Source organism: Mycobacterium sp. ML4, from assembly GCF_054515735.1.
On the sequence record NZ_JBTNSY010000036.1, the window covers coordinates 24,994 to 47,220 of the forward strand.

The following is a 22,227-nucleotide window of genomic DNA, read 5'->3' on the forward strand; positions in this document are numbered from 1 at the left end:
TATAACCGGACTACAGTCCGCTTATTCCCGCGCGAGAAGCTGTTACCCTCCCGAACATGCCGGAGGAGGAGCCGCAGGAGGCGCCGCCCGAGTCCGCCGGTGGCCGGTTCGGTGCCTCCATCAGGAACGCTGGCTACCTGCGCAAGTGGTTCCTGCTGGGTACGACCATCGGTGTCATCTCCGGGTTCGGCGCCGTCGTTTTCTACCTGGCCCTGAAGTACACCGGCGAGTTTCTGCTCGGTTACCTGGCGGGTTATCACGTCCCCACTCCGCAGGGCGAGGGAGGCAGCCGCGGCTCTGCGGGATTCGTCCGGGCGTGGGCCATTCCGCTGGTGACAACGGGCGGGGCGTTGCTCTCGGCGTTCGTCGTGGCCAGGTTCGCGCCGGAGGCGACCGGCCACGGCACCGACGAGGCCATCGAGGCGGTGCACACCGATCCCCGCGCCATCCGGGCGCGGGCTGTCTTCGTGAAGCTGGTGGCCAGTGCGTTGACCATCGGTTCCGGCGGCTCGGCGGGGCGAGAAGGTCCGACGGCTCAGATCTCGGCCGGCTTCTCCTCATTGCTGACCCGGCGACTGGGCCTGTCCGATGAAGACGGCCGGATCGCGGTAGCGCTCGGAATCGGGGCGGGCATCGGGGCCATCTTCGCCGCTCCGTTGGGCGGGGCGGTGCTGGCGGCCTCCATCCCCTACCGCGACGACTTCGACTACCGCTGCCTGCTGCCCGGCTTCATCACGTCGGGTACCGCATACGCGGTGCTCGGATCCTTTCTCGGTTTCGACCCGCTGTTCGGGTTCATCGACGCCGAGTACCGGTTCGAGCGCGCCTGGCCGCTGCTGTGGTTCGTGGTGATCGGACTGGCCGCGGCCGGCACCGGGTACCTGTATGCGCGCGCCTTTCACAGCACGGTGGTGCTCGTGCACCGGTTGCCCGGCGGGCCCATTCTCAAGCCCGCGGCGGGCGGGTTGCTGGTCGGATTGCTCGGGCTAGTGATCCCGCAAATTCTGAGCAGCGGCTATGGGTGGGCACAACTGGCCGCAGCTCGCGACTCGCTGCTGGCCATCCCGCTGTGGATCATCGTTGTGCTCCCCGTCGCGAAGATCATCGCCACCTGCTTGTCCATCGGCTCCGGCGGATCGGGCGGCCTGTTCGGACCGGGGATCGTGATCGGCGCCTTCGTCGGCGCGGCCGTGTGGCGGCTCGGCGACTTGGCCGGGCTGCCCGGGGTGCCCGAGCAACCGGGGATCTTCGTGGTGGTCGGGATGATGGCGTGCTTCGGCAGCGTCGCCCGTGCCCCACTGGCGATCATGATCATGGTCGCCGAGATGACAGGCTCGTTCTCCGTAGTACCAGGAGCGATTCTGGCCGTCGGCATCGCGTCACTGCTGATGTCGCGCACCAACGTGACCATCTACGAGGCGCAGCGCCTGGACCGAGCGTCGGCCGAAGCCGAGCGCGCCGATCGGGCGCCTGGCGGGTTGGCCGAAAACTGACTTTTGCCGAACGTCAGGGCGAAGATTTCGCGATTTTTCGCCGTCAGATCAGGTTCGGCGCGTCTGCACCTGCTGCCGCTATCGCGCGGCGTCCGCGGCACCCTTCTCGGACGTAGCACCCTCGTGGTCCAGCTTCCCGCCGGCGCTCTCCAAATGCGCCCGGACGAACCACTGGAATTTCTCCAGTTGTCCGGCCTGACCGATCAACATGTCCTGAGTGACCTGGTCGAGTTCGTCGGTCTCGTCAATCGCCTTGCGAATGTCCTCGATCACACCGGTGTAGACGAGGTCCAGCGCGGCCAGGTGAGCCTGGACCGTGTCGCGGCCAACCGAGTAATCATCCCAATCCCGGTCATTGATGATCGCGTTGGGCGTGCCCTTGGGCGAGGCACCCAGCGCCGCGATGCGCTCGGCCACATCATCGGCAAAGCCCCGGACGGCCTCGACCTGGGGGTCGATCATCTCGTGCACGCCGATGAAGTTGGGGCCCACGACATTCCAGTGAATGTGCTTGAGCGTCAAGTGCAAATCGTTGTAAGTGCTGAGCTGCCGTTGCAGTATTTCAGCGAGCCGCGCCCCGTGCTTGTCGGTGAGCCCCGGAATTGTGAACTGCGTCATCGGTTTCCCCTTGGAGTTCGTTTGGTGTCCATTCTGCGGGTACCCGTACGGGCATTCGCTAATCCTCAGAGCGAATGGATCTGCTGCACCGGCAGGCGGGGACCTCGGCGCGGTTCATAGGCCAGGCCGCTGGCTTCCAGGACCCGGACTACCCGGTGCCGGTGCGGCCGCATCGGCTCGAGCAACTCGAGCATCCCGGCGTCGTCGACCGGCCGGCCGATCAACGTCCAGCCGATCATTTTGGGGACGTGGTAGTCGCCAACCGAAAGGGCATCGGCATCACCGAGTGCGCGTTGCGCGGTCTCAGCCGCGGTCCACACACCGACACCGGGCAGTGACATCAACGCCTCTCGCGCCTGAGCCGGCGGCAGCGACGCCAGTCGCTCCAGCGACGAAGCACGTCGCGCGCAAACCACCACCGTCTGCGCCCGCCCGGGATCGACGTTGGCGCGGTGGAACTCCCACGAGGGGATGTGCCGCCACGCCTGTGCCGACGGCAGCACCCGCATGCCGTCGGGCGCCGGCCCCGGCGCCGGCGTGCCGTACTTGGTGACCAGCACCCGCCAGGACCGGAACGCGTCGGCGCCCGGCACCCGCTGCTCGATCACCGCCGGGATCAACGCTTCCAGCAGCTGGCCGGTGCGGCCCAGACGCAGGTTGGGCACCTTGCGGTGGGCGGCCGCCACCGTCGGCTCCTGCGGCTGGAAACCCGACGCGTCGTCATCGGCGCCCAGCATCGCCGGAAACAGCTCGACGAACTCCGCCGCACCGGCTCCCCAAGCCTGGCAGCGGGCGGTGTCGCGACCCACGCGGCTGATCCGTGCCGTGACCGGACCGCTGGGCAGCAGGCTGGTCCGCCAGATGGTGCCGTCGCCGGGTGCCCGGAAACACGGGTCACCGCGGCCCCTCCGCAACGGCGCCAACGTATGTCCGAAGCCGCCGGCTCCGGGAAATGTGACGTCTCGTGCGATCTCCACCTCGATGATTCTTCCTACCGCAGCCCACCGACCGACGGCCGCGTCAATTGACCGTCAACTGTCCCGCGGGACAGGATGGGCCTGTGATGACGCCATGATGACGCCTTTTGATGACCCGCAGGCCGAATTGGCGTGGATGTTCCTGCAGAGCATGTGCGAGGGCGGAGACCTTGACGAGGGCTTTCAACTGCTCAGCGATGACTTCACCTACTGGACCATCATCACGCGCGAAGAGTGGAACAAGGAGACCATGCGACGCGTCATCGAGCGGCGCAAACAGGTCTTCGAGATCAACATCGATCTGCGCCGCTGCGTCAACGAGGGCGAAACGGTGGTGGTCGAGGGGCAGGTTTACGGCGCCACCGCCGACGGCACCGAGTACGACAGCCCCTTCGTCTGCATATTCGACACCCGCGACGGGATGATCGTGTCGCTTCGCGAGTACACCGACACCCAAGCGCTGGCGCGGGTATTTCCCTAACTGACCGTGATCTCTGCTTTGTTCGGGTAGAACGCGACGTGCCCGGCGATCGCCGCGACCGCGGGGTAGGGCTGTTCGTAGGTCCAGATCGCGTCCTTGACCGTGTCACCGGACGAGGTCGTCACGCTGTAGTAGCTGGCTTCGCCCTTGAACGGGCAATAGCTGCTGGTGTTGGTCCGCGTGAGCCGTTCTTGCGCCACGTCGGCCAACGGAATGTATTGCACCAGAGGCAAAGTGGCCTCCTGCAGCCCCAAGGCGGCGGTGGTGTCCGCGACCAGTTCTCCGTTGACGCGGACCTGGACCCGGCCGGCCGTCGGCTCGATTGTGATTGGGTGACCCGCGTTGGGTTCCTTGATTTCGGGATGGCTCATGTCAAGTGCAACGCCACCGGCGCGGCGGCATTCCCGTCAGTAGGCATAACGGTGATACTGCGCCATCGTCCGCAACACCGGCACCCGCGCCATCAACCGGCCAATCCACCGGACGATTGGCGGGACTAAATCAAAGGTGTCGCTGCCGAACACCGATTCCCATGCCACCAGCCGCACGCCCGGAACCGCGTCCAGGATGTCGGCCGGTCCGTCAATTCCCCAGTACAGCGTCGAACCGGAGCGGCGGACCACCGAGTTGATCACCTGGGTGCGGATCCCGAAGGTGTTGAAGGCGTCGAATTGCAGTTCACCGCAAGGGAATCGGTCGACCACCCGGCGCAGCAGGGCCAGCCCGTCGTCCTTGGTGAGGTACATCGTCAAACCCTCACCCAGAAACAGCGTGGGACGGTCGGCCGGTATCTCGGCCAGCCACTGCGGGTCGGTCACCGACGCCGCGACCGTCCGGCAGTGCTCGCGTGGGGGGTAGAGCCGCTCGTACAGCTCGATCACCGCCGGATAGTCGATGTCGTACCATCGCACGCCCGGGCCGGGATCGAGTCGATGGACCCTGGCATCCAGGCCACACCCGACGTGCAGCACCGTCGCTTCGGGGTTGGCCGCCAGGAACTGACGCGCCCAGTTGTCGAAATGAGCGCTGCGCACCGCTATCGACGGGGCCCGCCGTGCCGTGATAGTCGTTGCGGCCCAGTCGTAGTCGATGCGCGCCACGGCCGCCTTCGCGTACTCGTCGCGCAGGATCGACTTCGGCGAGTCGGCGTCGAGCGCCTTCGCGTACAGCGTCGCCAGCATCGTCTGGGGCGGCCCGTTGAGGTCAACGCGGATACGTTCCATTGCCGCGAGCTTATTCCGGTGCGGCGGTCTCGCTACTCTTCTTGCCGGCCTTGCGCATGCCGGCCCAGAATCGGGCCGCCTCGCGGATAGATTCCTCCACCGGTCGGGGTTTCCAGCCCAACTCGCGAACCGCCTTGGTGTGGTCGACCGGGGCTTCGGCCCGCATCATCCGCACCGAGTCGAGGCTGAGTTCGGCGTCCTTGCCGGTGAGCCGGGCCCGGAAGCTGCCCAGCGCGCCCAGGGCATAGAGCACCGGCACCGGGATCGACCGCTGCGGTGGCCGGACCCCGGCCTCGTCGGCCGCGATGCGCACGACGTCGGTCAGGGCGATCATGCGCTCGGAGATCAGATACTTCGCGCCGTTGCGGCCCCGCTCGGCGGCCAGAATCATGGCCCGGGCGGCGTCGTCAACCCCCACCACCTCCAGCTGGATGCCGCTCATCAGGAACGGCAGCTTGCCGAAGACAACACCCGCGATGAACGCGCCGTGCGGCGTGCGCCCCCAATCCCCGCTGCCGTATGTGGTGGACACGCACATCGCTACAGCCGGTAGTCCGTAGTCGGCGACGTAGCGCATCACCAGGTCCTCGGCCTGAACGCGCGACCGGACGTAGGGAGTGACCTTGCGGGAGCCGATCCGGTCGGCTTCGGTGGCGACGTGCCCGTGCCTGCGATTCACCGATGCGTAGGTGCTGGTGAAGACGAAGCGGTGCAGCTCAAGGTCTTTGGCCACCTCGAGCACATTGCGCAGGCCCTCGACGTTGGTGCGGAACAGCGGCGCCGGGTCGCGCAGCCAGGCGCGGGTGTCCACTACGCAGTAGTAGACGTCGTCGCAACCGTCCATGGCTTCGCGCACCGTGGCGGCGTCGAAGATGTCGCCGTGAAACCTCGTGACCTCGAGATCGTCGATCGCGCGGGTGTTGGCGGTTGGCCGCACCATCACGCGGACGTCATGGCCGTCCTCGACCAGCAACCGGGTCACGTGCGAACCCAGAAAACCGTTGGCGCCCATGACCAGCTTGGGCTTACCGCTCACTGCGCGACCCCGTACTGCTTCATGAAGGCGGCGGCGTCGTCATCCAGGGTGCCGAGTTCCTGCGCCCTACGACACCATTTCAGCGCAGCCTGCACGAAGCGCAGCGGGTTGTAGATGTCTTCCTGGCGGCGCCACAGGCCGTCGCCGGCGTAGGTGATGATCGAGATGTTCGTCGCGCTGATCACGCTGCCGTCGCCCGGGTCGCGCATCGGGTTGTCGAGTTCCATGATGATCCGCCCGGTGGGCTCGTCGATGACCGACCACAACGACGGAAACTCCACCATGTGGCTGCCCGGGAAGGTGGTCATCGTCCGTTCGATCCAGGTGCGAACCTCGTCGCGCCCGTGCATGGCGCCCGCCGCGTGCTCGACGTACTCGACGTCGGGTGTGTAGTGCTGCACCCAGGCGTCCCAGTCGTGCGTTTCGGCTGCCCAGGCGACGGTCCGTTCGAACTGCGCGAAGGCCGCCGCCAGTTCACTTTTGGGGAATTCCGGGCCGCTCACGAGCCGTTAGACCTCACCGGCGGAGTGTAGCCTGGGGGCGTCACCGGCCCCGGGCCGGTTAGGAGGACAGCAATGACGAACACACAGAAGGCGATCCTCGCCGGCGGTTGCTTCTGGGGCATGCAGGACCTGATCCGCAAGCAACCCGGCGTGATCTCCACGCGGGTCGGCTACAGCGGTGGCGACGTACCCAACGCCACGTACCGCAATCACGGCACGCATGCCGAGGCGGTGGAGATCGTGTTCGACCCCTCGGTTACCGACTACCGCACCCTGCTGGAGTTCTTCTTCCAGATCCACGACCCGACCACCAAGAACCGGCAGGGCAACGACCGCGGCATGAGTTACCGCTCAGCCATCTTCTACCTCGACGACGAGCAGAAGCGGGTCGCGCTGGACACCATCGCCGACGTCGAGGCGTCCGGCCTGTGGCCGGGCAGGGTGGTTACGGAGGTCAGCCCGGCGGGGGACTTCTGGGAGGCCGAACCCGAGCACCAGGACTACCTGCTGCGCTACCCCAACGGATACACCTGCCACTACGTGCGGCCGGGTTGGAGGCTGCCCCGACGGGCCGGCGCTACCCAGTGAGCCTGAGTGTATGGCAGCACGACGTGCATCTTCAGGTTAACGAAGGCGGCTCCTACGCAATACCCTGACATGCGCAGCGCCTTGAATCAGGCCGAAACGTAAGCAGCGTTGCGCCCAGACCCTCAGGTCAGCGAACCCAAGGGCTCACACGAATATCGCGTTGGCGCCACCGGTGGTCCGGACGTTGCGGCGGTATACAGCTACGCGCCCGCCGCTCCATGGTGCGCTAGTCACGCCGCGCGAACGGGTCAACTCCCCCGCAGCATTGGTGGTGGTGAACTCGAAGTGGCGCAACAACGTTCGCAGTACTGTAACCATCTGCATGTTGGCGAACGCCGCGCCCACGCAACGGTGTATGCCCGAGCCGAACGGCACCCATAGCGAGGTGTCGGGCGGATCGCCCACGAACCGGTCCGGGTCGAAGACATCGGCGTGGGCAAAGTTATCCTCGGCGCTGTGGGTCAGCACCATACTCACCGCCACCAAACACCCCTCCGGAATCACCCACTCCCCCAGGCGTATCCGGGACCGAGTGACCCGCAGGAGCCCCTGGATCACTGGCCGGGTTCGTTGCACCTCCCACACTGTGGCCTGCAGCAGCGGCGATGCGTCACTGTCGGCCTCGACGGTCAGTCGGCGTAGCAGCTGCGGATGACGGCGTATCCGCTCAACGGCCCATGCCAGGGTGGCGCTGATGGTCTCGTGGCCGGCGACCAGCAGGGTCAACAGCTCGTCAGCGATGTGCAAGTCACTGATCGGCTGGCCGTCTTCGTAACGGGCCGCCAGAAGTAGCGACAACACATCGCTGCGTTGAGCGAAATCAGGGTCGCGACGCGCATGGGCGATCAACCGAGTGATGATGTCGTCGTAATGGCGGCGCTGACGGGCGAACCGCGCCCCGGGACTCAGCCGCCCAAAATCCCGGCGCGCCCACTGCGGCAGTACCGCCAGCCACGAGCCCAAGGCCACCATCGCAGGTAGAGTGCGGCGCAGTTCCTCGACATCGGCGCCCTCAGCGCCGAAGAGCGCACGCAGAATCGTGTTGAGCGTGATACTCAACATCGACGGCAACGTGGCGAACTCACGCCCCTGGACCCAGCTCGCCGTCTCGCGCAGCACCTCCTGCTCGACGACGGCCTCGTAGCCGCCCATCCGGCTGCCATGAAAGAGCGGCAACAACAGCCGGCGGCGCTGGCGGAGCTCAGCGCCGTGCAGGCTGACCGTCGAGCCCGGACCGAACACCGAGCCGAGGTGGGACGCCGGCCTCATCAGGTCGTCCTTCGCACTCAACACGTCTTTGATCAATGCCGGGTCACCGAACACGACTACATGACCGACGATCGGCAACCGCACAGTAAAGGCGCTGCCGTAGCGGCGACCGAGAGCCTTGACCGCGGCCTTGCGAGCGGTCAGAAACGCGGTCGCCACAATCGGTCCAGGAATCGGCACGAGCGGCGGCAGCCGTACGGGATCGATGGTCGCTTCAGCTGCCATTGGTCGCCTTTCGTGTGCGAAACATCAGGCTTGGGAGAGAGGCGCTCGCGCCGGCAACCTCGGACCGGGTCATCGTTTCTTCCGGGTTTGGCTGAGCAGGATGTAGGCGTAGACGAAGCTGCCCGCGGCCCCGACGATGACGGATGGTGCGATGGCGAGCGCGATGTGCGGGGTTCCTGCCAGGGCATTCCCCACCACCAGCCACATCGTCGCTAATGCCGTCGTTGACACGGGAGCAAACCAGAAGCCGCGCAGCGGGTTTGACGCCCAGCGGAACAGACGCTCAAGCACCAGTGTCAGCACCAGAGTGGTGGCCACGCTCAGCACTGCTTGAGTGAGGCCCGCATGCAGCATCACCCGGGCACCGAGTGAATGGTGGACGAATCCGGCCCAGCCGCCGTACACCCCGCCGGCGGCCAGCGAGGTAAGCACCGGCCGGCGCGCGCGTCGCGCCAACGATGCGCGGGTAGCAACCGCATTCATCGGGCTATCCGTGAGCGCAGTAGCGATCCCGACTGCGGATGCTGGCTTCCGACGATGCGGCCTTCCGTGGGGGTGTGCTGAGACGTCCTCGACGGCGTCGCCGACACCACGGTGTCGCCGTCCTGCACGCGAGGTCCACGGCGCGTACGACTCCTTTCCGGGCGCATCAAAGCCAAGTGCACGTAACCTCCAAGCAAGCCGTAGCCGTAGCGCCGAAATGGCTGACGGTGGGGGGCAACACCAGAAAGTGCTCCATTCACACGCCACAAATTCTGGGGACGCTATCCCAGAATCGACCCGCACCGCGCATTTCCATTTCAGCTCTAGTGCAGGTTGCCATCGCGGGTTTGGACAAATCGAAATTATAGGCGCGCACAACGAGTCCTGGGCGGCTCCGCGGGTTCAGCGGCAGCCGGCTGCAGAATGATGCCGGTTGCCAGTTCTGTCGCTCCGTTGAACTGAAAGACTAACTGCAAGAGTGTTTTTCGGCACTTACAGCGAGACTGTTGGGACCTGATGATCGGACCAACGGTTGCGTTGCACTCCCCCAATAGTGGGAAGAAATTTCATCCCGTAAATCAGCCATCTGTCCGAGGGTGGTGTAGCTCCAAGCAGGCGAAGGTGTCGTGAAGTACCGGGTGGGTACTGATATGTGCTTGAACATAGATAGTGGGTAGGCATGTCTCTGCTGTTAGAGCGAATTCGCGGGCTCGGGGTGCAAAAACCTGAGCGACTTGCTATCGCCTTTGTCAATGAACGCGGCCGGGTGACCGAATCGATGAGCCGCGCGGATGCGGTGGCCGGGATGGGCGAGGTGGCCGACTTTCTGCGGCAGCGGAGCGTTTCGGCACCCGGTGACCGTGTGCTCCTGGTGTATCCGCCCGGCCTGGACTTTGTCCGCGCGCTGATGGGATGCATGGCCGCCGGGGCAATTCCCGTGCCTGTTTATCCGCCCGATCCGATCAGCCCGCATAAGTCCATCGAAGGCTTCCTACGCGTGGTTGATGACTGCGGCGCCAAGGCCGTCCTCACCAGTCGCAGCTATGCGCGGGCGCGGTGGCTGGGCGCCGCGAAGTCGCTGGTCGGCACATACACGGTCGACTGGCCGAAAGACCTTCGCTGGGAAGTTGTCCCGCGCGGACTCAGTGGCCGCCGTAAACGTTCGCTGGGATCCTGGTCTGCAGCGGCTGGCGACTGGGCGCCAAACGCCGATACGCCAGCCCTGTTGCAATACACATCGGGCTCCACCTCGGACCCCAAAGGCGTCATCATCACCCACGGCAACCTGGCGCACCAACTCGATTTCAACCGGCGGCATCTGAATCTGAATCTGGGCAGTAGGGCGGTCTGCTGGGTGCCGCCCTATCACGACTTCGGTCTCATCAGCGCCATCCTGAGCGCGTTAGCCGGCAACGGCGAGCTAACCATGATGTCGCCTCTTTCCTTCATTCAGCAGCCGTCGCTGTGGTTTGACGTGATCGACCGAGTGCGCGCCACCCATACCGCCGCCCCAAACTTCGCTTACGAACTGGCGGTCCGCAGAACTACCGCGGCGCAGCGAGCACGCTGGGATTTGAGTTCGCTGCAGGTGGTGATGAGCGCTGCAGAGCCGGTGCGCGAGGACACCACCCGACGCTTCGTGCAGGCGTTCGCTGGGTGCGGGTTGCGCCCCGAAGCGTTCTGTCCTGCCTACGGGCTTGCCGAACACACCGTAGGGGTGACGGTCTCTGGGCGTTCAAGCCTGCGGGTCAACCGTTCCAAGCTGGAGACGCTGCGGCTGGCCGTTGCGGCCGAAGGCCCTGACACCCAGATACTGATGGGCTGCGGGCAGCCGACCGATGACGTCGATGTGCGCATCGTGGACCCCGAGTTGTGTGCGCAGCTGCCTGACGGTCACATCGGGGAAATCTGGGTGGACTCGCCAAGCAAGGCGGCCGGCTACTGGGGCGACCCCGATAACACCCGAGCCACCTTCCACGCTTTGCTCGCCGGGGCTGACAACGGGCACGACTACCTTCGTACCGGCGATTTGGGCTTTATCCGTGACGGTGAGCTGTACGTGTGCGGTCGTATCAAGGACCTGCTCATCGTGGCCGGGCGCAACATCTATCCGCAAGATATCGAAGCCAGTGTACGAGATTGTCATCCCGCGATCAGGCCCGGAGGGATCGCGGCCTTCGTCATCGACAAAGAAACCACCGAAGCGCTCGCAGTGCTCATAGAGGTACCCGCCGACACCTCGAGCACAGTGTTGTCCGACGTGGCGGAGAAGGTGCACTCGGCGGTCTTGCAGGCCCACCAGTTGGGCTGCTCGCTGGTGATAGTGGGGCCGCCTGGCAGTGTGAGCAAGACGACCAGCGGCAAGGTGCAGCGCGCCCGATGCCGGGCCCGCCTACTCGACGGCACCCTGCAAGGCCAAGCACTGCTGGTAGAACGCTTCGACAACGAACCACCCATCGGCGTCGTGCCGGCAGAATCCGCCCAGGAGGATGGCGGAACAACTTTCACCCCACCCGGCGCATTGACTTTGGCGAGCGATGCGCTTTCTCAGGACGAACTCATCAGGATCGTGCGCGAGCAGACAGCTGCACTCCTGAGGATCCCCGTTGCGCGTGTCGACATTGACCAACCGCTGGGCGATCAGGGCGTCGGCTCGCTCGGAATCGTCGACCTCGCCTCACGATTAAGCCGAGTGGTAGGTCGAGATGTCGATCCTGTCGACGTCTTCAACCACCCCACCGTTCGCGACCTGGCAACGAAACTGAGCGGCGGTGTGCGGCGCGCGGCCGAAGTCGTAGCGCCGGCCACCGACTCGTACGAGCCGATCGCCGTCATCGCAATGGCCTGCCGCGCGCCCGGCGGCGTGGTCGACCCGGAAGGCTTTTGGTCTCTGCTAGATGACGGACGTGACGCGATCGGTCCGTTCCCCGACCGCTGGCGCGCCGAGAACCTCTATGACCCGGATCCCGACGCTGTCGGCAAAAGCTACGCCCGCGAAGGCGGCTTCCTCACCGGGGCGGAGTCATTTGACGCTGACTTCTTCGCCATCACGCCCCGCGAAGCACAGTCCATGGATCCCCAGCAGCGGCTCGTGCTTGAGGTGGTGTGGGAAGCCTTAGAGCGTGCGAGTGTCGATCCGCTGACCCTGGACAAGTCGATCACCGGCGTGTACTTGGGCTCGATGTTCTCCGATTACGGGATGGGAACCGATTCGCTGGAGACATTAGATGGCTACCGCTTTACCGGACTTGCCGGCAGCGTGCTGTCGGGGCGGGTGTCGTATGTGTTGGGGTTACAGGGTCCGGCAATGACTGTCGATACTGCCTGTTCATCCTCATTGGTCGCCCTGCATCTGGGGGCGTCGGCGTTGCGCCAGCGCGAGTGCGACCTGGCCTTGACCGGTGGTGTGCAGGTCTTGAGTACCCCGGCCGCCTTTGTTGAGTTCAGCCGCCTTCGGGTGCTGGCACCCGACGGACGCTGCAAGCCGTTTTCGGCCGGTGCCGACGGCGCGGGTTGGGCCGAGGGCTGCGGGATCGTCGTCCTCAAACGGCTAGCCGATGCTCAGCGTGACGGTGATCGGGTGCTGGCGGTGATTCGGGGCACGGCGGTCAACCAGGACGGCAGAAGTCAAGGAATGACCGCACCAAACGGACTCAGCCAGCAGCGAGTCATTCGAACAGCGCTGCGGCAAAGCGGATTGATGCCCGACGACCTGGACGCGGTGGAGGCCCACGGCACCGGAACCCCCCTCGGGGACCCCATCGAGGTCGGCGCGTTAGCAGAGGTTTTCGGGCCCTCCCGCAGCCCGCAGCGCCCGTTGTGGCTGGGCTCGGTTAAGTCAAACATTGGCCACGCACAAGCAGCTGCCGGCATTCTTGGGGTGATCAAGATGGTGCTGGCCCTCCAGCATGAGCGTCTGCCCAAAACCCTGCACGCCCAGCGCCCCAGCGAACACATCGACTGGGAAGGAAACAGACTTGCGCTCTTGCAGGAGCCGCAACCGTGGCCCCGCGATCCCGAACGCGTGCGCCGCGCGGGGGTATCCAGCTTCGGCATTTCCGGCACCAACGCCCATGTGGTTCTCGAGGAACCACCGTGTCACGCCTTCGTTTCCGGTGAAAAACCCATCCCACAGCCGCCGCTGCTGCGGGTGTGGCCGATCTCGGCGCGCACAGCCAAGGCCTTATCGGCCCAGGCCGGCCAACTGCATCAGTACCTGCTGGCTCATCCTGACCTGGATCTCACCGATGTGGCCCGTAGTCTGGCCACCACCCGCACCCATCACCCCTACCGAGCCGCGATCACCGCACCTGCTCACAACGACAATCCCCGCCAAGACCTGCTGCAGGCCTTGGCCGCGCTGGGCGCTGATCGCCCCCACCCCAACGTGTTCACACACCACCTAGCCGGCTCGGCCGGCTCGACGGTGTTCGTCTTTCCCGGCCAAGGCCCCCAATACCCCACCATGGGCGCCCAACTCTATGAACACCACCGCGGCTTCGCGCGGGCCCTCGATGAGGTATGTGTGGCTTTTGATCCCTATCTCGACGTCGCGTTGCAGGAGGTGATGTTCGCCGCGGCGGGTACTGATTCGGCCGAGCTGGTCTATCAGACCGTCTATGCTCAGCCGGCGTTGTTTGCCTGGGGCATAGCGATGTATGCGGTGCTCACCGAGGCCGGGATCGTCCCGGAGTATCTCATGGGACACTCCGTCGGGGAACTGACTGCCGCCCATATCGCTGGGGTGTTCTCTCTAGCCGATGCGGCACTGTTAGTCAGTGCTCGGGGCCGGTTAATGCAAGCCTGCGAGCCCGGAGGGATGCTTGCCATCGCGGCCGACGAGCACGATGTGCTCACCATGGTGGCGCGGTTTCCCGGCGTGGAAATCGCCGCGGTAAACGGGCCCACCGCGGTGGTGGTGTCCGGGCCTGGCCAACAGCTCGACCTGCTCAGCCAGCACTGCCAAGCGCATCATCGTCACGTCACCGCGTTGCGGGTAAGTCACGCCTTTCACTCGGCTGCGATGGATCCCGCCCTGCCCGAATTCGGGGCTATCGCTGCGGGTTTGAGCTTCCACAGGCCCGCGATGGCCATCGTGTCCAACCTCACCGGCCAGGTGGCTACCCCTGAGCAACTAACTCGTGCGGACTATTGGACCCAGCACCTGCGTGAGCCGGTGCGTTTCGGTGATGGTGTGGCTGCATTGTTGGGTGCCGGTGAGCGCACGTTTGTGGAGTTGTCTCCGCACCCGGTGCTGGCTGCAGCGATTGGCGAACGGTTGGCGCAGATGCCGGACCGGGCCGGTTCGGCGGTGATCACGACGTCGCATCGTGACCGGCCCGACCTGGATGCGCTTGCTGCTGCGCTGGCTCAGCTGCACACCCGCGGTCACAGCCCGTCTTGGCCGGCTCTGTATCCCGGCGCCGCGACGGTCGAGCTGCCCACATACCCGTTTGAACGCCGTCGCTACTGGCTGTCCCCCACCGCAGCGACCAATGTCAGGGCCGCGGGGCTTGATCGGGCTGATCATCCATTGTTGGGTGCGCTAACTCAGGTGGCCGGACATGACCAGATCGTGGTCAGCGGCAGGTTGTCGCTGGCTATGCACGACTGGTTGACCGGCCACCAAGTCGATGGCGCGGTGGTGTTCCCGGCGGCGGGGTTTATCGAGGCGTTGCTGCGCACCGGTGAGCTGACGAACTGTCCGGTGATCGATGAGCTGGTTTTCCATACCCCGCTGGTGTTGTCGGATCAGGCGCCCAGTGATGTGCAGATCGTGGTCGAGCCCACCCAACACGGTGGGCGGCGGGCGTTCAGTGTGCACGCCCGCACCGGCGGTAGTGGCCAAAGCTTGGAATGGGTGCTACACGCCAGCGGCGCGCTCAGCAATCAGCTATCCCCGGTGTCGTCCGGGCCGCCGCCAGCGATCGGGGAGGTAGAAACCGTTGACCAGGACAATTTTTATGCGCGGCTGGCTGGTCACGGCCTGGGATACACCGGTGCATTTCGCGCGGTCCGCGGTATCGGGTATGACCCTGATCAGTCCGAGGTGGTCTACGCCGAAGTGGCGTTGCCCGCCGGCACTGAAATCAGCGGCTACAACCTCCATCCCGCTCTACTCGATGCTGCTCTACACCCCTTGGCCGCGGTGTTTTCCCGCACCGCGGCAGGCGACACCGATACTGGCCGGCCGCGGCTGCCGTTCGCGTTTTCCGGGATCAGGTTGTTCGCGAGCGCGCCCACCCAGTTGTATGTTCAGCTGACCCAGACCGGAACCAACACGTTTGGTCTGCACGCCAGTGATCCCGCCGGCGCACCGGTCATCACTATCGACAGCCTGACTGTGCGGCAACTGCCCGACCACCTCGCCCAGTCCTTCTCGGTGAGTGGGCCAGCTCAGGGCATGTGGCAGCTGGATTGGTTACCTTTGCCCCAGCCCGCGTCCGCGGCGGAGATATCGCTGGTCGTGGTCAGCGATGATCCCGAACACCTGCCGGCAAGCCTGCGCGGCCACCCGATCTACCCCGATCTGGCCGCGCTGGCGGCTGTCCCCGGGTTAGTGCTTTGGGTGCTGCCCCAAGCCCACCACCACCGCGATGCGCTAGCCGGCGTTCACACCCTGACCCGCCATGCCCTATCCCGGCTGCAGTCGTGGCTGGCCCGCACCGACAACACCGACACCCGCCTAGTGGTAATGACCCGTCACGCCGTGACTATCTCCGCTCATGATCACGCCCCCGATCTCGCCCATGCCGCGGTATGGGCACTGCTGCATACCGCCCAGAACGAGCACCCGCACCGCCTTACCCTGATCGACACCGACAACAGCGACCTGAGCCAGGACAATCTTCTGGCGCTGGTCTGCGCACGTTCAGCCGTTGAACCACAACTAGCACTACGCACCGGGGTCGTCCATGTCCCCCGCCTAGCCCGCTCCCAAGCCCTCACCCCACCAGCGAGTTCTTCGTGGCAATTGGCCACCACGGGTAAAGGGGATCTCGCCAACCTGACCCTGGCGGAAACCAGCCCCACTTCGGCGTTGGGCCCGGGGCAGATCCGGGTTGCCGTGCGGGCAGCGGGGCTGAATTTTCGCGATGTGGTGGTGGCCTTGGGCGCTGTCGGTGATGAGGGTCTGGGCGGCGAAGCCGCCGGGGTCATCGTTGAGACCGCCGCCGGGGTGACAGCGTGGAGACCTGGTGATGCGGTGATGGGGTTGTTCACCAACAACGCGTTTGGCCCTACCGCGATCACCGATGCGCGCATGGTAATCGCGATCCCGCCGAATTGGTCATTCACGCAGGCCGCCTCAGTACCCGTCGCGTTCTTGACCGCCTACATCGCCTTAGTCGAGATCGGGAGGCTCGTAGCCGGCCAGCGCGTGTTGATCCACGCCGGTGCTGGTGGAGTGGGCCAAGCCGCGATCCAGATCGCCACCCACCTGGGTGCGCAGGTGTTTGCCACCGCTCACCCCACAAAACATCGAATCCTGCAGGGGCTGGGAGTCCCCGACTCCCATATCGCGTCGTCACGCACGCTGGATTTCGCCCAGGCCTTCCACCACGCTAGCGGTGGGCAGGGTGTCGATGTCGTTCTCAACTCGCTGGCCGGGGAGTTCGTCGATGCTTCGCTGGATCTGCTGGGCTCGGGTGGACAGTTCGTTGAGATCGGCAAGACCGATATCCGCTCAGTCACCCAGCTCGCGCTCTCCCACCCAGGCGTCGCCTATCAGGCCTTCGACCTGACCACCGCCACCCCCGAAGAACAACAACGCGCCTGGACAGCGTTGCTCGAGTTGTTCAATTCCAGGGCTTTAGCTCCACTACCGACCACCAGTTACGGTCTGCTGTACGCTCGGCAAGCTTTCCGGGACATGAGCCAAGCCCGCCACACCGGAAAAATCGTGCTGATTCCCCCGTCAGCGTTCGATCCGCAGGGGACGGTCTTGATCACCGGTGGTACCGGGATGCTGGGCGGGATGTTCGCTGAGCATCTCATCAGCGCGCATGGGGTACGCCATGTGTTGTTGGTCTCTCGACGCGGTTTGGCCGCGCCCGGCGCGGAAGAACTCCATCAGCGGTTGAGCGGCTTAGGCGCCCATGTACAAATCGCTGCTTGTGACACCAGTGATCCCGCCGAACTTGCCGAGCTGTTGAAATCCATCCCGGCAGAGCATCGGTTGAGCGGGATCATCCACACCGCTGGGGTGTCATGCGACGCTGCAGTGAGCACGATGACTAGCGAACAACTGGAAACCGTGTTGGCTGCTAAAGCTGACAGTGCGTGGTATCTACATGAACTCACCGCCGATACCGACCTGGACGCGTTCGTGCTGTTCTCCTCGGCTGCGGGAATCCTGGGATCTGCAGGGCAAGCCAATTACGCCGCGGCGAACGCCTTCCTCGATGCTTTGGCTCACCAGCGTCACCGCGCCCAACTACCCGTGACCAGCCTGGCCTGGGGATTATGGGAGACCCCCAGCGGGATCACTGCGCACCTGAGCTCGACCGATCACGCGCGGATGATGCGCGGCGGGATCGTCCCGATCAGCACCGAATACGGTCTAACCCTGTTCGATACGGCCCTTACCCACCAGCAGCCCTGCGTGATCCCAGCGCCGTTGGACGCTTCGGCAGTGGCCCGTCAGGCGCGCAGCAACACCTTGCCCGCGATCCTGTCAGGACTGGCTCACACCCGCCCCCGCGCCGCTACCGCCAACACGAGGAGCCTGACCGCACGGTTGGCCACCCAAACCGCCGAGCAGCGGCTAGCGACCCTGACCACGCTGGTTGCCGAAGCCACCGCGGCGGTGCTCGCTCACCCCGACCCTGCGGCTCTGGATACTGGCCGGCCCTTCGTCGACTTGGGTATCGACTCGCTGACCGCCCTGGAACTTCGCAACACGTTGACCCGCCAAACAGGTATTCCCCTGCCTCCCACCCTGGTATTCGACCACCCGACCCCCACCGCACTCGCCGGCCACATCAGTCAGCAACTTGGCGACAGCGGCCATTCGAAATCTAAGGATGCAGCGCCGTCAAAGTTGATCGAGGATGAAGAAGCGCGGCACATACTCGGGACTATCGCCATCGAAGATTTGCGAAATGCGGGCCTATTGGACAGCCTTCTCCGTCTGGGCGCTCAGAATAAGAGTCGAGTCGACCGACGCGAGCTTGCGGATCAGCATCGCCCAACCGCGAACGGCGCAGTAGCAAATGTCAGTCCGGTCGACATTGTCGATCGGGAACGCTATGCGCCGATGAGCGCATCAGGATTACCGTCCGCCGAATTGGCCAAACTACCGGGTATCCTCGCCGGTATTGACCGGCCTACGGCATCCGAGGCCAGGCACGCTGTCGACATCGAGGACGTGCTGGCGCTGAGTCCACTCCAACAGGGACTGTTGGCGCTCGCAACACTCAGTGAGGCACCGTCGGATGATCCCTACACGATCACCACCGTCCTCGATGTGTCAGGACCATTGGATACCGAACTGCTGCGGGCCTGCGCTAGAGCGCTCCTGTATCGCTATCCGAATCTGCGGGCCCGTTTCATAAGCCGTGGCGTGCCGCATCCTGTACAGGTAGTGCCCGGTCAGGTCGACCTCGAATGGCGGCATGTGATCACCACACCACCCGAGGCGGTCGCATTAGAGGCCGAGGAACAACGGCGTCGATTCAACCTCGAAATCGGTCCGCCGATGCGATTCCTGCTTATCGAATTGTCCGACGCGAGTTGGCATTTCCTCATAACCGCACACCACATCGTGATCGATGGCTGGTCTCTCGCAGTGTTCCTTCGAGAACTCTTCAGCCTGTACCAGGCCAATGGCGCTATCGGTGTGCTTTCAGCGCCGCCGCGGTCGTTTCGTGACTACATCGGCTGGTTCACCCGGTGGGACACGGGACCAGGAGAACGATTCTGGCGTAACTATCTCGCCGACATGTCAGAGCCGACCATCCTCTCGGCGGCACTGGCAACTGGTCGAGGTACCTCGGGAGCTGGTGAGTCCCAGTGCATGGAGCAGCGACTAGACGAGGCTGCTACCAGTCACCTCATCGCAAGTGCCCGTCGCTGCGGGGTCACCGTGAATGCATTGCTACAGGTCGCGTGGGCGCTTGTCCTATCCACCTTGACTGGTCGTGACGATGTAGTTTTTGGGATCGCGGTGGCCGGCCGCCCCGCCGAGCTAGTTGGTGTCAATTCGATGGTCGGCCTGTTCGTCAATACTGTGCCACTGAGAATGCGGCTCGACCCGAATGCGACTGTCGTTGAACAATGCACCATTGCTCAGCGCGACACCGCCTTATTGCAGGAATACGCTTACGTCAACCATGGGTGGCTGCGCAAGCTCAGCAATATCGGCGAGATGTACGACAGCGTACTAGCCTTTGAGAATTTCCCCAGAGGCGACATCGCGATCGGCAAGGAGTTGGCGGCCGGGGCGATTACCGTCCGGCTCAGCCATTGGGAAAGCCGGACGCATTTCCCTGTCTCTATCGCAGCGGAATTGACCGAAGATCAGCTCACGCTCGATGTTGCGTTGAACCGCAGCACATTCGGCAGCGTTAGTCCACAGATAGGCATTGATACCGCCGACGTGACGGGGCGGTTTATGCGAGCATTATCTGCGATGGCCGATGACCCCACGCGGACATTGTCATCGGTCCATTTACTAGACGAGCACGAGCTGGCTCGCGTGGCCCGTTGGGGAAACCACGCCGCCCTAACCCGGCCGGCGGTCGCGATGTCGATTCCGGAACTGTTTGCCGCACAAGTACGTCGCGATCCGAAGGCTGTGGCACTGGTCTGCGGTGGGCGCTCTTGGACCTATCACGAACTCGATCAGGCGTCCAACCGGTTAGCGCGTATGCTGGCAAACCACGGGGTGGGGCCTGGTCAGCGGGTGGCGCTGCTCATTCCGCGTTCGGCCGAGGCCATTATCGCCATAATGGCAGTGCTAAAAACTGGAGCGACCTATGTACCGATTGACCCTGCATTGCCGACGGCGCGACTGGAATTCATAATCGACGATGCTGCGCCGCTGGCCGCCATCACCACGGCTGACCTACGCAACCGGTTACACGGGCACGACCTACTGCTAATCGATGTCAATGATGCGGCGATCGGCAAGCTTCTCGCGGCTGAGTTTTCACCGCCGGCTCCGGACAACATCGCGTACATCATTTACACATCGGGCACTACCGGTATCCCAAAGGGCGTCGCCGTTAGCCACCACAATGTCACCCAGCTCATGGAAAGCCTAAACCCCGTCCTACCAGCGGGCGCATGGGCACAGTGCCACTCTTATGCATTTGATGCCTCAGTGTGGGAGATTTGGCGAGCGCTTTTATACGGCGGGCGGCTGGTCGTGGTGCCTGAAACCGTGCTGCATTCGCCAGCTGAGCTGCACGCTTTGCTCGATGCTGAAAATGTCAGTCTCTTGACACAGACGCCTTCTGGCGTGGCGGCGTTGTCACCCGAAAAGATGGACTCTGTCGGGTTGGTTCTGGCAGGAGAGGCCTGCCCGGCAGAGCTGGTAGACCGGTGGGCGCCAGGGCGACTATTGATCAACGCCTACGGGCCGACCGAGGCTACCGTGTGTGCCGCCATGAGCGCACCACTGACTCCGGGTTCGGGGCCCCCGCCGATTGGGTCCCCTGTGGCGGGTGCAGCGTTACTCGTTCTCGACGCGTGGCTGCGACAGGTGCCAGCCGGTGTCGTCGGTGAGTTGTACATAGCGGGCGCGGGAGTGGGTATCGGGTATCCGCGTCGGACGGGCTTGACGGCGTCGCGGTTCGTGGCCTGTCCACATGGTGATTCCGGGGCACGAATGTATCGCACCGGAGACTTGGTGTATTGGCGTAACGACGGGCAGCTGCAATATGTAGGGCGCGCCGATGAACAGGTCAAAATCTGCGGGCATCGTATCGAACTCGGCGAGATCCGTGCAGCAATGGCCCAAATCGACGGGGTCAATCAAGCGGCAGTTATCGCCCGAGAGGATAGGCCCGGCGACAAACGCCTGGTGGGCTATCTGACTGGACAAGCGGACCCAGCCAACGTGCGCGCGAAGCTTGCTCAACAGCTACCGCCTTACATGATCCCCTCCGCGGTAGTAGTGGTCGACACGCTGCCACTGACCGCAAATGGCAAACTAGACACCCGCGCGCTGCCCAGCCCGCAGTATGCCCGACCCAACTGCTACCAAGCCCCGAGCACTCCCACCGAGGAGGCCCTGGCAGCTATCTTCGCCCAGGTATTGGGGCTTGATGGTGTCGGAGTCGAAGAATCGTTTTTCGAGGTCGGCGGGGATTCGCTGCTGGCCGCCCGCCTAATCGACGCTGTGCACAACGCTATGGGTATTCGTGTGACCTGGCGCCTCTTGATGAACGCACCATCAGTGAAACTCCTCAGCCGGCAGCTGGAATCAGCCGACAATTCGATCGACGTTGTCCCCTTTGAGATCCTCAAACACGGCTCGGGTGCGCCGCTGTTTTGTGTCCACCCTTCCGGAGGATTCTCTTGGCCGTACCGAGGCCTTGGTCGATATTTGAACTGCCCGATCTTTGGGATTCAACAAGTCTCAACGAATGGGCAACGGTCGCCGGGATCCATCCGAGAGATGGCCGAAACCTATGCGGACACAATCCAACAGCGCTATCCTTCCGAGCTGTACCACCTTCTGGGCTGGTCTTTTGGCGGCGTGGTAGCACACCAGCTCGCTATTGAACTCCAACGACGGGGTTGCGTTGTCCGACGACTGGTACTTTTGGACGCCCCGATCGACGCCGATGATATCGCGAGAATTCATGGTGCCGCGGTCCAAACCTATGCCACCGAAAGCACCTTGCGAGCCTGCGTTCCCGATGGCCGCGGACAGTCCAGAACTTGTACAGACCCGCAGCCAGAGATATTGATTCACCAAGAAGACGAGATGGGTCCTGAACACCTTTCCGAAGAGCTGTTGAACGCCCTGCTCGCGAACCACAGGACTAATGAAATACTGCTTCAGCAACATACGCCAGAAGTATTTGATGGCAACATGGTTCTCTTCGCGGCAACACGAGGACCTGTCGAGTTGCCACTCCTCAACAGCTGGAAACCATTCATCGGTGGTGATATTGCCGAGTACCATGTGGACTGCACCCATCACCAAATGCTAGATGCGGAGTCGCTGCAATTATTCGGTAAGCAGCTCAACGCTACGTTGGATATGCAAGAACACACGGGTAATTCTCCGGCCATGCGCCCGTACCGGGGTCCGGCCCCAGGGTCTGGGCAAAGTCCGTTACACCTGTTCAGTAGTAGTTCGACTGGCCTGTGAGGGTTTC

General features: G+C 64.0%; 12 protein-coding genes and 1 pseudogene. 5 read left to right on the top strand and 8 right to left on the bottom strand.

All coding sequences use genetic code 11. The annotated features are described in order from the left end of the window. Positions 1 to 56: 56 nt before the first annotated feature. On the top strand, positions 57 to 1,493 hold the full coding sequence (locus tag ACX9NE_RS27185) for a chloride channel protein (protein ID WP_459364731.1): 1,437 nt from the start codon (positions 57 to 59) through the stop codon (positions 1,491 to 1,493). Positions 1,494 to 1,571: 78 nt separating this feature from the next. Here the strand turns inward: ACX9NE_RS27185 and dps are convergent, their stop codons facing one another. Both dps and ACX9NE_RS27195 read right to left on the bottom strand, forming a co-directional pair. Next, positions 1,572 to 2,111 (bottom strand): DNA starvation/stationary phase protection protein Dps, encoded by a 540-nt coding sequence (dps, locus tag ACX9NE_RS27190; protein ID WP_459364732.1) that lies wholly within the window; start codon positions 2,109 to 2,111, stop codon positions 1,572 to 1,574. 65 nt (positions 2,112 to 2,176) lie between these two features. Further along, positions 2,177 to 3,088 (bottom strand): DNA-3-methyladenine glycosylase family protein, encoded by a 912-nt coding sequence (locus ACX9NE_RS27195; RefSeq protein ID WP_459364733.1) that lies wholly within the window; start codon positions 3,086 to 3,088, stop codon positions 2,177 to 2,179. 97 nt (positions 3,089 to 3,185) lie between these two features. Here ACX9NE_RS27195 and ACX9NE_RS27200 point away from each other — a divergent pair, with 97 nt between their 5' ends. Then, positions 3,186 to 3,569 (top strand): nuclear transport factor 2 family protein, encoded by a 384-nt coding sequence (locus tag ACX9NE_RS27200; protein WP_459364734.1) that lies wholly within the window; start codon positions 3,186 to 3,188, stop codon positions 3,567 to 3,569. Here ACX9NE_RS27200 and ACX9NE_RS27205 read toward each other — a convergent pair. From ACX9NE_RS27205 to ACX9NE_RS27220, 4 genes are read right to left on the bottom strand one after another with little or no spacing between them, the layout of a single operon-like run. Then, positions 3,566 to 3,940: a DUF427 domain-containing protein gene (locus tag ACX9NE_RS27205; protein ID WP_459364735.1), complete on the bottom strand. Its 375-nt coding sequence runs from the start codon at positions 3,938 to 3,940 to the stop codon at positions 3,566 to 3,568. The two genes, ACX9NE_RS27200 and ACX9NE_RS27205, sit on opposite strands and share 4 nt — an antisense overlap. Before the next feature lie 36 nt (positions 3,941 to 3,976). Continuing rightward, positions 3,977 to 4,792, bottom strand: a complete 816-nt coding sequence (locus ACX9NE_RS27210) for a class I SAM-dependent methyltransferase (protein ID WP_459364736.1) — start codon at positions 4,790 to 4,792, stop codon at positions 3,977 to 3,979. A 10-nt stretch (positions 4,793 to 4,802) separates the two neighbouring features. Beyond that, the gene (locus ACX9NE_RS27215) at positions 4,803 to 5,804 is read right to left on the bottom strand and encodes an NAD-dependent epimerase/dehydratase family protein (protein WP_459364744.1); all 1,002 of its coding nucleotides are present in this window, start codon (positions 5,802 to 5,804) and stop codon (positions 4,803 to 4,805) included. Positions 5,805 to 5,824: 20 nt separating this feature from the next. Beyond that, positions 5,825 to 6,331 carry a nuclear transport factor 2 family protein gene (locus ACX9NE_RS27220; protein ID WP_459364737.1) on the bottom strand — a complete coding sequence of 169 codons (507 nt, stop codon included), beginning with the start codon at positions 6,329 to 6,331 and terminating at the stop codon, positions 5,825 to 5,827. A gap of 72 nt (positions 6,332 to 6,403) precedes the next feature. On the opposite strand from ACX9NE_RS27220, the gene msrA reads away from it, so the two are divergent. Beyond that, positions 6,404 to 6,919: a peptide-methionine (S)-S-oxide reductase MsrA gene (gene msrA, locus ACX9NE_RS27225; RefSeq protein WP_459364738.1), complete on the top strand. Its 516-nt coding sequence runs from the start codon at positions 6,404 to 6,406 to the stop codon at positions 6,917 to 6,919. A 144-nt stretch (positions 6,920 to 7,063) separates the two neighbouring features. Here the strand turns inward: msrA and ACX9NE_RS27230 are convergent, their stop codons facing one another. Beyond that, positions 7,064 to 8,413 (bottom strand): cytochrome P450, encoded by a 1,350-nt coding sequence (locus tag ACX9NE_RS27230; protein ID WP_459364739.1) that lies wholly within the window; start codon positions 8,411 to 8,413, stop codon positions 7,064 to 7,066. 69 nt (positions 8,414 to 8,482) lie between these two features. Beyond that, positions 8,483 to 8,896 carry a hypothetical protein gene (locus ACX9NE_RS27235; protein ID WP_459364740.1) on the bottom strand — a complete coding sequence of 138 codons (414 nt, stop codon included), beginning with the start codon at positions 8,894 to 8,896 and terminating at the stop codon, positions 8,483 to 8,485. A gap of 778 nt (positions 8,897 to 9,674) precedes the next feature. Between ACX9NE_RS27235 and ACX9NE_RS27240 the strand changes: the two are divergent. Continuing rightward, positions 9,675 to 10,781, top strand: a pseudogene (locus ACX9NE_RS27240) (AMP-binding protein); the annotation flags it as partial. Between the two features lie 204 nt (positions 10,782 to 10,985). After that, positions 10,986 to 22,220: an amino acid adenylation domain-containing protein gene (locus ACX9NE_RS27245; RefSeq protein WP_459377747.1), complete on the top strand. Its 11,235-nt coding sequence runs from the start codon at positions 10,986 to 10,988 to the stop codon at positions 22,218 to 22,220. Positions 22,221 to 22,227 lie beyond the last annotated feature (7 nt).

Coding starts and splice junctions, on each gene's coding strand:
- ACX9NE_RS27185 (WP_459364731.1), top strand. CDS start 57: ATGCCGGAGGAGGAGCCGCAGGAGGCGCCGCCCGAGTCCGCCGGTGGC.
- dps (WP_459364732.1), bottom strand. CDS start 2,111: ATGACGCAGTTCACAATTCCGGGGCTCACCGACAAGCACGGGGCGCGG.
- ACX9NE_RS27200 (WP_459364734.1), top strand. CDS start 3,186: ATGACGCCTTTTGATGACCCGCAGGCCGAATTGGCGTGGATGTTCCTG.
- ACX9NE_RS27205 (WP_459364735.1), bottom strand. CDS start 3,940: ATGAGCCATCCCGAAATCAAGGAACCCAACGCGGGTCACCCAATCACA.
- ACX9NE_RS27210 (WP_459364736.1), bottom strand. CDS start 4,792: ATGGAACGTATCCGCGTTGACCTCAACGGGCCGCCCCAGACGATGCTG.
- ACX9NE_RS27215 (WP_459364744.1), bottom strand. CDS start 5,804: ATGGGCGCCAACGGTTTTCTGGGTTCGCACGTGACCCGGTTGCTGGTC.
- msrA (WP_459364738.1), top strand. CDS start 6,404: ATGACGAACACACAGAAGGCGATCCTCGCCGGCGGTTGCTTCTGGGGC.
- ACX9NE_RS27230 (WP_459364739.1), bottom strand. CDS start 8,413: ATGGCAGCTGAAGCGACCATCGATCCCGTACGGCTGCCGCCGCTCGTG.
- ACX9NE_RS27235 (WP_459364740.1), bottom strand. CDS start 8,896: ATGAATGCGGTTGCTACCCGCGCATCGTTGGCGCGACGCGCGCGCCGG.